Source organism: Burkholderia sp. LFS061 (assembly GCF_047978125.1).
GTDB lineage: Bacteria > Pseudomonadota > Gammaproteobacteria > Burkholderiales > Burkholderiaceae > Burkholderia > Burkholderia pyrrocinia_C.
Map to the genome: position 1 here is coordinate 40,667 of NZ_JBFPFS010000016.1, position 12,115 is coordinate 52,781.

A 12,115-nucleotide genomic window follows, 5' to 3' on the forward strand; every position below is an offset into this window, starting at 1 on the left:
CGAATTTCAATCCGACACAAGACGCTACCGATGGATATCAGTTTCGATCCGAACCGCACCGCGCACGCCTCGGCGTGGCGCGTGCTCCCCAACCGCTGGGATGCCGTCGCGTTTCCGCTGATCATCTGCCTGCTGGCGATGGCGATCGTCGGCTTCCATCAGACGATGGCGCCGATCGGCGTGCTGCAGACGCAGAAGATCTCGCTCGATCCGTCGAACCTGCCCGAATACGCGCTGCGCACCACGCTGCGGATGCTTGCCGCGATGGTCGCGTCGCTCGTGTTCACGCTCGTCTACGGCACGCTCGCCGCGAAAAGCCGCCGTGCGGGCATGGTGCTGATCCCGATCCTCGACATCCTGCAGTCGGTGCCGGTGCTCGGCTATATCTCGTTCACGGTCACGTTCTTCCTCGCGCTGTTCCCGGGCCGCGTGCTCGGCGCCGAACTCGCGGCGATCTTCGCGATCTTCACGAGCCAGGCATGGAACATGACGTTCAGCTTCTACCAGTCGCTGCGCACGGTGCCGCGCGACCTGAGCGAAGTGTCGCGCGGCTTTCACCTGACGCCGTGGCAGCGCTTCTGGAAGCTCGAGGTGCCGTTCTCGATGCCGGGCCTGATCTGGAACATGATGATGTCGATGTCGGGCGGCTGGTTCTTCGTCGTCGCGTCGGAGGCGATCACCGTCGGCAACCAGACGATCACGCTGCCGGGGATCGGCGCGTATCTCGCGCAGGCGATCTCGGCGAAGAATATCGGCGCGGTCGGCTGGGTGATCGTCGCGATGTCGGTCGTGATCCTGGCGTACGACCAGTTCCTGTTCCGCCCGCTCGTCGCGTGGGCCGACAAGTTCCGCATGGAGAACACCGCGTCGGGCGATGCGCCGCAATCGTGGCTGCTCGACATGATGCGCCGCACGCACCTGATTCATCAGTTGCTCGTGCCGGCTGGCTGGCTGCTGTCGCAGGCCGCGCGGATTCCGCTGCGCGTGCCGTCGCTGAAGGGTACGCGCACGCGCGGCGCGTCGGCGCGCGGCTCGTCGCGCATCGGCGACATCGTGTGGGGCGTGTTCGTGGTCGTGCTGACGCTGTACGTCGCGTGGCGCGTCGTCAGCTTCGTCGCGACCGGTGTGACGATGGGTGAGGTCGGGCACGTGCTCGTGCTCGGGCTCATCACGCTGCTGCGCGTGATGGTGCTGATCGCGATCGCGTCGGTGATCTGGGTGCCGCTCGGCGTGCTGATCGGGCTGCGCCCCGCGCTGGCCGAGAAGATCCAGCCGCTCGCGCAGTTCCTTGCCGCGTTCCCGGCGAACCTGCTGTTCCCGGTGTTCGTGATCTTGATTGTCCACTTCCACCTGAATGCCGACATCTGGCTGTCGCCTCTGATCGTGCTCGGCACGCAGTGGTACATCCTGTTCAACGTGATCGCCGGCGCGATGTCCTATCCGAACGACTACAAGGAAGCGACGAAGAATTTCCGCATCCGCGGCTGGCAGTGGTGGCGGCAGGCGGTCCTGCCCGGCATCTTTCCGTACTACGTGACCGGCGCGATCACCGCGTCGGGCGGCGCGTGGAACGCGAGCATCGTGTCCGAGTTCGTGCAGTGGGGCGACACGAAGGTCGTCGCGCACGGCCTCGGCGCATACATCGCGCAGATGACTGCCGCCGGCGATTTCCCGAAGATCATCCTGGGCATCGCGGTGATGTCCCTGTTCGTTACCTTGTTCAACCGTCTGCTGTGGCGTCCGATGTACGCCTATGCGGAATCCCGGCTCCGTCTCGATTGAGAGTAAGCGCGATGCAAAATTCGACCGTTATCAACGCCCCTGTCAAGACATCCCAGCCGCTGCAGCCGCCGCGCCTCGGCGAAGAAATCCTGCGCGTCGAGCATGTGAACCGCGGCTTCAACAAGTCGCAAGGCGAACTGCTCGTGCTCGACGACGCGAACCTGTCGCTGCGCGAAGGCGAGATCGTCGGGCTGCTTGGCCGCTCCGGCTCGGGCAAGTCGACGCTGCTGCGAATCATCGCCGGGCTGATCGAGCCGACCGGCGGTGAAGTGACCTACCTCGGCCAGCCGCTGCGCGGTCCGGCCGAAGGCGTCGCGATGGTGTTCCAGACCTTCGCGCTGTTCCCGTGGCTCACCGTGCTGCAGAACGTGGAGGCCGGTCTCGAGGCGCTCGGCGTCGGCGCGCGCGAGCGGCGCGAGCGCGCGCTGGCCGCGATCGACCTGATCGGTCTCGACGGTTTCGAGAACGCGTACCCGCGTGAGCTGTCGGGCGGCATGCGCCAGCGCGTGGGCTTTGCGCGCGCGCTCGTCGTCGATCCGACGATCCTGCTGATGGACGAGCCGTTCTCCGCGCTCGACGTGCTGACGGCCGAGACGCTGCGTACCGATCTGCTCGACCTGTGGACGCAGGGCCGGATGCCGATCAAGTCGGTGCTGATCGTCACGCACAACATCGAGGAAGCCGTGTTCATGTGCGACCGGATCCTCGTGCTGTCGTCGAATCCGGGCCGCGTGATCGCCGAGATCAAGGTGCCGTTCAAGCACCCGCGCAACCGGCTCGACACCGATTTCCGCAAGCTCGTCGACGACATCTACGCGAAGATGACGGCCCGTCAGACCGGCGAGGCGACGAAGAAGGGGCTCGAGCTCGGCAGCTGGCTGCCGCAGGTGTCGACCAACCTGATGGCCGGCCTGATCGAAACGCTCGCGATGGCGCCGTACCACGGCCGCGCGGACATGCCGGAAATCGCGCGCACGCTGCATCTGGAAGTCGACGAACTGTTTCCGATCGCCGAAGTGCTGCAGTACCTCGGTTTCGCGGACGTGCGGGAAGGCGACGTATTTCTGACGCCGCCCGCGCGCGTGTTCGCGGAATTCGGCACGCAGGAGCGCAAGCTGATGTTCGCGGATCACCTGCTGAAGCACGTGCCGCTCGCCGCACGGATCAGAAAGGTGCTGAACGAGCGTCCGGGCCATCGGGCGCCGCGTGTGCGCTTCGAGCAGGAGTTGGAGGATTTCCTGTCGGACGAAGCGGCCGAGGAAACGCTCGACGCGGTGATCGACTGGGGGCGTTACGGCGAAGTCTTTTCGTATAACGACAAGACCGAGGTGTTCAGTCTCGAGGATGTCGAGAGCTGACGCCCGCACCCGAATGGCGAGCGATCGTCATTCGGGCAAATCGCGCTGGTTGGCGTCCAGATCGATCCCCCCGGTATTGAGATGCTCGATCTTTTCCATCCGCTGCCGCGCCAGCTCCGGCAGCCGGTTCGTCACGCCGATCACGAGCGCTTCCGCGAGCGCCAGCGCCGGCACATTGGTCTGCAGCATCGCGAACGGGCGCCCGTGGATCCGCAGCACGATCTCCGCGAACTTGCCGATCGGCGACATCCCTTCGTCGGTGATCAGCAGGATCCGCGTGCCGAGCCGGTGCGCGGCCTGCGCGAAGCGGATGCTGTCCTTCTGGTAGCGGCGAAAGTCGAAGATGACGAGCACGTCGTTGCGCCCCATGTCGGTCAGTGCGACCGATGCGAGATTCACGTTCGGTTCGACGTACTGCACGTGCGGGCGCGCATAGGCCAGCGTGAACGAAAACAGCGACGCGAGCGGCGCCGTGTAGCGCCCGCCGCCGCAGAAAATGCGGACGTCCGGATCGGCCAGCAACGCCACGGCTGCGTCGAACGCGGCCGCGTCGAGCCCTTCGATCGTGGCCGCGAGCGATTCTGACAGCCGCTGGAAAATCGCCGAATGGCTGTCGCGCAGGCCCGTTTCCGAATGGAACGCATCCATTCGCGCGAGCGGCGAATTCATCGCCGTGTCGATCTCGTCGTACAGCGCCTGCTGGAACGACGAGTAATTCGGAAAGCCGATCCGGCCGACAAAGCGGAACACGGTCGGATCGCTGACTTCAGCCTGCTTCGCGAAGCTCGCGATCGGCCCGAGGCCGAGGCTCGGATAGCGATCCAGCAACGCGTGCGCAACCTTTTGTTCCGACGGCGTGAAGCTATCCATCTGGGATAACAGCAACGCCCTGATGCTCGTCCCCATCGGGCACTCCAGCTCTCTTATCTGAATGACAAACGGCAGACGTGCGTCTGCCGGGACTCCACGCATGTTAGCCGATCGACGTGCGGCGGGACGCGCGCGGGCCGAAATTAGAGGGACGTATCACTCGGCCAGGCGGTCCGTTCATCGATGTAATGAAATGAACATTTCCCCGGAAGCGTTTTCGCTCGCATTCGCTACAAAATTCAGTAGTAACCCTAGGTTTTGGCGAAAAAAAGCGAGTGCTATGATCGCGGCCTCGCCGGAATGTACCGTTCATTACATGCCGGATCGGCAGCGTTGGCACGTGATGGCGCGGCGGCGCATCCCGGCATGGGCCGGTTATTTGTCTGGAGGATTCATGAGGCGGCTCGTCGTACTCACCCTGTTGTCGGCTTTGAGCGTGTGCGCGTTCGCCGCTTCGGACCCCGCGGTTGAAGCGAAGAACGGCATGGTCGTGTCGTCGCAGCACTTCGCATCGCAGATCGGCGTCGACATCCTGAAGCATGGCGGCAACGCGGTGGACGCGGCGGTGGCGGTCGGTTATGCGCAGGCGGTGACCAATCCGTGCTGCGGCAACATCGGCGGCGGCGGCTTCATGACCGTGCACCTGGCCGACGGCCGCGATCGCTTCATCAATTTCCGCGAGACCGCGCCGGCCGCGGCCACGGCGAACATGTATCTCGACGCGTCGGGCAACGTGCGCCAGGGCGAAAGCCTGTACGGCTATCGCGCCGTCGGCGTGCCGGGCACGGTCGCCGGCCTCGATCTCGCGCAGCGCAAATACGGCAAGCTGACGCGCAAGCAGGTGATGGCACCCGCGATCCGACTCGCGCGCGACGGCTTCATCCTGACGCGCGGCGATACGGACATCCTCGACACGACGATCGACCGCTTCAAGAAGGACCCGGATGCGGCGCGCATCTTCCTGCGGCCCGACGGCACGCCGCTGCAGCCGGGCGACCGCCTGGTGCAGAAGGATCTGGCCCGTACGCTGGAGCGGATCGCGGCGCAGGGGCCCGACGCGTTCTATCACGGCGAGATTCCGAAGATCGTCGAGGCGGCGTCGAAGCAGGCGGGCGGCCTGATCACGGCGGCCGATTTCGCGTCCTACCGGGCCGACGACATGGCCCCGCTGAAGTGCACGTACCGCGGCTACGAGTTCGTGTCGGCGCCGCCGCCGAGTTCGGGCGGCGTGACGATGTGCGAGACGCTGAACATCCTCGAAGGGTATGACCTGCGCAAGCTGGGCTATCACTCCGCGGCGTCGGTCCACTACATGACCGAAGCGATGCGGCACGCGTACGAGGATCGCAACACGCTGCTTGGCGATCCGAACTTCATCGACAATCCGGTCGCGAAGCTGACGAGCAAGGAATACGCGGCGCAAATCCGCAAGAGCATCCATGCCGACACGGCGACGCCGTCGGTCGACGTGCAGCCCGGCGTCGGCGTGCACGAGAAGCCGGAGACGACGCATTACTCGATCGTCGACCACGACGGCAATGCGGTATCGACGACCTATACGGTCAACGGCCGCTTCGGCGCCGTGGTCATCGCGCCGGGTACGGGCTTCTTCCTGAACGACGAGATGGACGACTTCACCACGAAGGTCGGCGCGCAGAACCTGTTCGGCCTCGTGCAGGGCACGCGCAACTCGATCGCGCCGGGCAAGCGCCCGCTGTCGTCGATGGCGCCGACCATCGTGACGAAGGACGGCAAGGTGTTCATGGTGGTCGGCTCGCCGGGCGGGTCGCGCATCATCACGATCACGCTGCAGACCGTGCTGAACGTGATTGACTACGGGATGACGCCGCAGGACGCGGTCGCCGCGCCGCGCATCCATCATCAGTGGCTGCCCGACGAGGTCTATTACGAAACCTACGGCCTGTCGCCCGACACGCTCGCGATCCTGCGCAACATGGGCTACAAGATGGTCGAGCAGACGCCGTGGGGCGCGGCCGAGCTGATCATGGTCGGCCTGCCGGGCACCGAAGCGGCGAGCCGCCAGAGTTCCGGGAACGATTCGTCCGTGTCCGGCAACGTGCGTGTCGGCTTCATCTACGGCTACAACGATCCGCGTCGTCCGGCCGGATCGGCGATCGGCTACTGACCCGATCGCATCATGCTGAACCGCCGCCGCCGCCCGCATTCGCGTTTCCGCGAAGGCCGCGAAGGCCGCGACGGCGGCAGCGCGTCCGTTCGCGGACATCCGCAAGCACGATCGGCGCCTGTGCGTGGCATTGCGCGTACGACCGGCTTGCCACACACGTGCCCTGACACGCACCTTTCATCCGTCAACCCCTTCACCGTGCGACGAATCCCGTTATGAACAAACGAATGTCTGCGGCAGGCTGGATCCTGCTCGCGATGGCGGCCGGCATCTTCATCGGCTACCTGATCTTCACGCAGCTTCCCGACAAGCAGTCGGCCGCGGAAATCGCCGGCTACATCTCGCTCGTGTCCGATGTGTTCCTGCGGCTGATCAAGATGGTGATCGGCCCGCTGGTGTTCTCGACGCTCGTCGTCGGCATTGCGCACATGGGCGATGCGTCGTCCGTCGGGCGCGTGTTCGTGAAGGCGCTCGGCTGGTTCGTCACCGCGTCGCTGATCTCGCTGCTGCTCGGGCTGCTGATGGCGAACCTGCTGCGGCCCGGCGAGAACCTCGGCCTGCCGCTGCCGGACATCGGCGCGTCCGCGCATCTCGCGACGTCCAAGTTCACGCTGAAGGATTTCGTCGGCCACATGGTGCCGAAGTCGTTCGCCGAGGCGATGGCGAACAACGAGATCCTGCAGATCGTCGTGTTCTCGCTGTTCTTCGGCGTTGCGCTGGCGGCGCTCGGCGAGCGCGGCAAGATCCTCGTCGCCGCGATCGACCAGTTGTCGCACGTGATGCTCAAGATCACCGGCTACGTGATGAAGCTCGCGCCGCTCGCGGTGATGGCGGCGATGGCGTCGACCGTCGCGATCAACGGGCTGTCGATCCTGCTGAAGTTCGCAGTGTTCATGGGCGACTTCTACGTGAGCCTCGTGCTGCTGTGGGCCACGCTCGTCGCCGCCGGGCTGTTGTTCCTCGGCCGCCGCGTGTTCAAGCTGCTCCTGCTGATCAAGGAAGCGTTCATGCTGTCGTTCGCGACCGCGAGCTCCGAGGCCGCGTATCCGAAGATCCTCGACGCGCTCGACCGTTTCGGCGTGCGGCGCAAGATCGCGAGCTTCGTGATGCCGATGGGCTATTCGTTCAACCTCGACGGCTCGATGATGTACTGCACGTTCGCGTCGCTGTTCATCGCGCAGGCCTACAACATCCATCTGTCGCTCGGCACGCAGGTCACGATGCTGCTGATCCTGATGCTGACGTCGAAGGGGATGGCCGGCGTGCCGCGCGCATCGCTCGTCGTGATCGCGGCGACGCTGCACCAGTTCAACATCCCGGAAGCCGGGCTGCTGCTGATTCTCGGCGTCGACACGTTCCTCGACATGGGCCGCTCGGCCACGAATGCGGTGGGCAACTCGATCGCCAGCGCGGTGGTCGCGAAGTGGGAAGGCGAGCTGATGTCGGAAGCAGAGGCGGAGGTGCATGCCGCGCATCTCGATGCCGAACTGGAACGGCAGAACAACGATCCGGCCTACGGCGCCGGTCAGGCTGCGTCGAGCTGACCTCGAGCGGTGCAGGCTTCGTCGATGCACGCCGCCAGCACCATCGCGGCGGCGTTGCCCGGCGTCGAGCCGAGCAATTGCGGCGCATAGACGCTGTCGCCGATCTCGATCGACCGCCCCGACAGCGCGCAGGTGCCGCGCTTGCGCGTCGTGAACAGCCGCCACTTCTGGTAGCCGTAGTGCCCGGTGCACGCATCGCACCACGAAATCATCGCGGTGTCGGCCGTGGGCCGCTCGAGCACTCTGATGGTCGGCCGGCTCGTCGCGTCCCACGACGGCAGCCGGTCGCGCGTGACGCTGCGCCGCCGCGGCATGCCCCACGATAAGGACGGCACGTCGAAGCTGCCGATCGCGGCGACGGTCATGAGCCAGGGCGCTGCACGGTCGTTCATGTCTGTTGTCCTCGAAACGTTACGCGATGCCGCGACACGCGGCATCACGACAGGCGGATGCTCGGCTGCACGCAGCCGTTGATCCGTTCGGCGATCCACAGCAGGGTTGCCTTGGAGAAACCGTGCAGCGCCTGCTGGTGCCGCCGGTAGAGCATCAGGTGGCTGAACTGCGCGAAACGCCCCTGGATGAAGCCGCCGCGGAAGAACCCGAACTGCCCGAGCGTGCCGAACGCGTCGTAGTCGCTGATCGACACCAGCGCGCCGAAATCGTGGAACGCGAACGGCGGCATCGGCTTGCCGTCGAGCCACGCGGGCAGGTGCTTCGCGAGATGCTCGGCCTGCTGCGTCGCGACCTGCGCGGTCGGCGGCAGCGGCCGTTCGTGACCGTCGGGCAGCAGGCTCGCGCAATCGCCGATCGCGAACACGTGCTCGTCGCCCGTGGCCTGCAGCGTGGGCCCGACGACGATCTGGTTCGCGCGGTTCGTGTCGAGCCCGCCCAGCGCCTGCATGAAATCGGGCGCCTTCACGCCGGCCGCCCAGACCATCAGGTCTGCTTCGGCGTACGAACCGTCACCGTAGTGGAAACCGTTCGCGTCGGCCGACGTGACGCGCGTCGACGTCAGCACGTGAAAACCGATCTGTTCGAGCCGCCGCTGCGCCGACGCGGAAATCCTCGGCGGAAACGCGGCGAGGATGCGCGGGCCGCTTTCGAGCAGCGTCAGCCGCAGCCGTTCGCGCACCGTCGCGTCGCCATACGCCTGCGCCACTTCCAGCAACCGGCTCAGCTCCGCCGCGAGTTCCACGCCCGTCGCGCCCGCGCCGACGATCGCGACGCGAAACGGCTCGTCGCGCGCGATGCTGCGGAATACGCGCATCCGCAACGCTTCGTTGAAGGTCTCGGCCTGCTGCTGGCTGTCGATGAAATAGCAGTGCTCGCGTACGCCCGGCACGCCGAAATCGTTGGCCTGGCTGCCGAGCGCGACGATCAGCACGTCGTAGTCGAGTTCGCGGGCCTCGATCACCACGTCGCCGTCCTGCGAGCGGATCTCGCCGAGCTGCACGCGGCGGCGCGCACGATCGAGCCCCTTCAGTTCGCCGGGCTGGTACGTATAGCCGTGGTCGCGTGCATGGGCGAGGAAGATCACCTGTTGCTGCTGGACGTCGCGCGTGCCGGCCGCGATCGTGTGCAGCATCGGCTTCCAGATATGCGTCGGACTGCGGTCGACGACGGTGACCTGCGCGCGCCCGGACCGGCCGAGGCGCTCGCCCAGGCGGGTCGCGAGCTGCAGTCCGGCGATCCCGCCGCCGCCGATGACGATGCGTGTAGGGGTTGTCATGAATAAATCATCGCGTGATGAATAATGTATGATCCTAGCGCTTCCCGGCTTCGCGTGTCAACGGAGCGGGGCAGGCAACCCGGTTCCGGTGACGTGAAACCGGGGCCCGAACACGGGCATTCGAACCATTCAAGGGAGCAGGAAAACGTGGCTGAAGTCACTGAGCACGCGCCGTCGAAGCGGCGTACGCGCGGGCGGCCGCTGGCGGATGCGTCCGTCGGTCCGGACGTGATATTGCGGGCCGCGCGCCGTACGTTCGCGAAGCGCGGCTACGACGCGACGAGCGTGCGTGAGGTCGCGCGCGAGCTGGGCGTCGACGCGGCGCTGATCGCCCATCATTTCGGTACGAAGGAAACGTTGTGGCTGGCCGTCGTCGAGCAGATCGTCGACCTGGCGACGCCGATGTTCGACGCGCTGCGTGCGTTGCGCACGTCGTCACTGCCGCATCGCGACCGCGTGCGGCGCGCGCTCGAGCTGTGCGTCGATCACGAATTCGACGAGCCCGACATCGGCATGTTCTTCTCGACCGCGGCGACCGAGGTGGGAGGGCGGCTCGACCGGCTGCAGGAGCGGCTCGTGCGGCCGTATCACGACGTGATGTTCCCGCTGTTGTCGGACGCCGTGCAGGCCGGCGCGATCCGCGCGGTCGATCCGAACGTGCTGTTTTTCATGATCGCGAGCGCGATCGGCACGACGGTGTCGTACAGCCACATGATGCTGGCGTTCACGTCGCTGCCGACGCAGCGGGACGCGTTCAAGCAGGCCGTGCTCGCCGCCGCGCTCAACATCATCGGCGACTGAGCGCCGCGCGCACGATCCGCGCATTCACGTCGCGGCAACCAGACCCGGTTCGCTCACAGCGTTCCGCGCGCCATTACGCGCCGTGCCCGGCCCACGCATCATTCGACGTCCGTAGGCGGCTTGTCGCCGAGCCAGCGCCTTGCGCCGGGCCCGTTGCGGCCCGCGCGGTCTTCCGGGTTGGTCAGCTTGCAGCGCTTCAGCGACAGGCAGCCGCAGCCGATGCATTCGTCGAGGTTGATGTAGAGCCGCTGCAGCTCCTCGATCCGGCTCGCGACGCGCTGCTTCCAGCCGCGCGACAGCCGCTGCCAGTCCTTGTTGCTCGGCGCGGTGTCCTCGGGGAGGCTGACGAGCTGCTCGGCAATCTCGTCGAGCGAATAACCGATCTTCTGCGCGAACACGATGAACGCGATCAGCCGCAGCACCGCGCGCGAATAGTGACGATGGCTCGATCCGTTCCGGTGCGACTTGATGAGCCCACGCGTCTCGTAGAACCGCAGCGTCGACGCCGGTACGCCGCTGCGCGCGGCCACTTCGCGGATCGACATCAGCGGCCATTTCGGTTCTTCCGGGGTACCCATGGCGTTCTCCGGGAAAAGCTTGACTTGAAGTTAACTTCAACTTTTATGCTACGCGGCAGTTTAACCCGTCGCGAGGCATCATGTTCTCCTTATCCCTACGCAGGACGTCGCCTTTCGGCGCCACTTGCGCATTGCTGCTGGCGTTGTCGGGCTGTCACGACGGCAAAGGTGCAGCGTCAGCCTATCCCCTTCCCGAAGTCGGCGTCGCAACCGTCGCGCCGCGTACGGTCCGCCTCGCTGACGAATTCAACGGTCGCGTCGAAGCGGTCGACGCAGTCGAACTGCGGCCGCGCGTGAGCGGCTATCTGCAGCGCGTTGCCTACAAGGAGGGCGACCTCGTCGCGCAGGGCGCGTTGCTGTTCGAGATCGACCCGCGACCGTACCGGATCGCGCTCGACCGCGCGAACGCGCAGCAGCAGCGGGCCCGCGCGGCCGCGAGCCTCGCGAACGTACAGCTCAAGCGCGTGCAGACGCTGATCGATGCGCATGCGACGTCGCAGGAAGAGCTCGACAACGCGCGCGCCACCGCCGAGCAGGCGCGTGCGGACCTGCAGGCGGCCGACGCGGCCGTCGCCGACGCGAAGCTCAACCTCGGCTTCACCGAAGTGCGCGCGCCGATCGCGGGCCGCGTCGGCCGCGCGGTCGCGACTGCCGGCAACCTCGCGCGCGCGGACGATACGCTGCTGACGACCGTCGTATCGCAGGATCCGGTTTACGTGTATTTCGACTGCGACGAGCAGAGCTACCTGCGCTATAACGCGCGGCGGGCCGATCCGAAGCATCGCGCGATCGGCGCCGATCCGGTGCGCGTGGGTCTTGCGAACGAGACGGCTTTCCCGCACGCGGGCACCGTCGACTTCCTCGACAACCGGCTCGATCCGCAAACCGGCACGATCCGCGCGCGCGTGCGGCTGACCAACGCGGACCACACGTTCACGCCGGGGCTGTATGCGCGTGTGCAGCTCGTCAGCGGCCGCGACCAGGATGCGCTGCTCGTCGACGACAAGGCCGTGCTCACCGACCAGGACCGCAAGTACGTGTACGTGATCGGCCCCGGCGACAAGGCGCTGCGGCGCGACGTGACGATCGGCCGCGAGCTCGAGGGCGAGCGGATCGTCGAGAAGGGGCTGCAGGCGGGCGACCGCGTGGTGGTCGACGGCGTGCAGCGGATCTACTATCCGGGCGCGCAGGTGAAGCCGAAGGCAATGCCCGTGCGCGCCGACGCCGGCGCCGGCAATGGCAGCAGCAGCGGCAGCGGCACGCAGGCCGTGGCCGACGCCGGCGCGCCGGCCGCGCAATGAAGGGAG

The 12,115-nt window shown here is 66.3% G+C and carries 10 protein-coding genes; 6 read left to right on the forward strand and 4 right to left on the reverse strand.

All coding sequences use genetic code 11. The features are described from left to right. The first annotated feature begins 30 nt into the window (after positions 1-30). Together ACNQQL_RS16540 and ACNQQL_RS16545 are read left to right on the forward strand one after the other, a co-directional pair. Entirely contained in the window at positions 31-1,782 is a 1,752-nt protein-coding gene (locus ACNQQL_RS16540; RefSeq protein ID WP_347064761.1) for an ABC transporter permease subunit, read from the forward strand. Positions 1,783-1,793: 11 nt separating this feature from the next. Next, positions 1,794-3,140: a nitrate/sulfonate/bicarbonate ABC transporter ATP-binding protein gene (locus ACNQQL_RS16545; RefSeq protein WP_310133067.1), complete on the forward strand. Its 1,347-nt coding sequence runs from the start codon at positions 1,794-1,796 to the stop codon at positions 3,138-3,140. 27 nt (positions 3,141-3,167) lie between these two features. Here ACNQQL_RS16545 and ACNQQL_RS16550 read toward each other — a convergent pair whose 3' ends face one another. Next, positions 3,168-4,046 (reverse strand): MurR/RpiR family transcriptional regulator, encoded by an 879-nt coding sequence (locus tag ACNQQL_RS16550; protein WP_347064762.1) that lies wholly within the window; start codon positions 4,044-4,046, stop codon positions 3,168-3,170. Between the two features lie 358 nt (positions 4,047-4,404). Here ACNQQL_RS16550 and ggt point away from each other — a divergent pair, with 358 nt between their 5' ends. Together ggt and ACNQQL_RS16560 are read left to right on the forward strand one after the other, a co-directional pair. Continuing rightward, positions 4,405-6,156, forward strand: coding sequence for a gamma-glutamyltransferase (ggt, locus tag ACNQQL_RS16555; protein ID WP_347064763.1), 1,752 nt, complete (start codon positions 4,405-4,407; stop codon positions 6,154-6,156). Between the two features lie 215 nt (positions 6,157-6,371). Beyond that, positions 6,372-7,700, forward strand: a complete 1,329-nt coding sequence (locus ACNQQL_RS16560) for a dicarboxylate/amino acid:cation symporter (protein ID WP_204421434.1) — start codon at positions 6,372-6,374, stop codon at positions 7,698-7,700. On the opposite strand, the gene ACNQQL_RS16565 is transcribed toward ACNQQL_RS16560, so the two are convergent. Together ACNQQL_RS16565 and ACNQQL_RS16570 are read right to left on the reverse strand one after the other, a co-directional pair. Then, a complete protein-coding gene (locus tag ACNQQL_RS16565) occupies positions 7,682-8,092 on the reverse strand; it encodes a DUF3331 domain-containing protein (protein ID WP_347064764.1) in 411 nt (136 codons plus the stop codon). The two genes, ACNQQL_RS16560 and ACNQQL_RS16565, sit on opposite strands and share 19 nt — an antisense overlap. Positions 8,093-8,136: 44 nt before the next feature. Then, a complete protein-coding gene (locus tag ACNQQL_RS16570) occupies positions 8,137-9,429 on the reverse strand; it encodes an NAD(P)/FAD-dependent oxidoreductase (protein ID WP_347064765.1) in 1,293 nt (430 codons plus the stop codon). Between the two features lie 147 nt (positions 9,430-9,576). Between ACNQQL_RS16570 and ACNQQL_RS16575 the strand changes: the two genes are divergently transcribed. Then, the gene (locus ACNQQL_RS16575) at positions 9,577-10,230 is read left to right on the forward strand and encodes a helix-turn-helix domain-containing protein (RefSeq protein WP_347064766.1); all 654 of its coding nucleotides are present in this window, start codon (positions 9,577-9,579) and stop codon (positions 10,228-10,230) included. 98 nt (positions 10,231-10,328) lie between these two features. Here ACNQQL_RS16575 and soxR read toward each other — a convergent pair whose 3' ends face one another. Further along, on the reverse strand, positions 10,329-10,808 hold the full coding sequence (gene soxR / locus ACNQQL_RS16580; RefSeq protein ID WP_034180419.1) for a redox-sensitive transcriptional activator SoxR: 480 nt from the start codon (positions 10,806-10,808) through the stop codon (positions 10,329-10,331). Between the two features lie 80 nt (positions 10,809-10,888). On the opposite strand from soxR, the gene ACNQQL_RS16585 reads away from it, so the two are divergent. After that, positions 10,889-12,109, forward strand: coding sequence for an efflux RND transporter periplasmic adaptor subunit (locus tag ACNQQL_RS16585; protein ID WP_347064767.1), 1,221 nt, complete (start codon positions 10,889-10,891; stop codon positions 12,107-12,109). Positions 12,110-12,115: the final 6 nt, after the last annotated feature.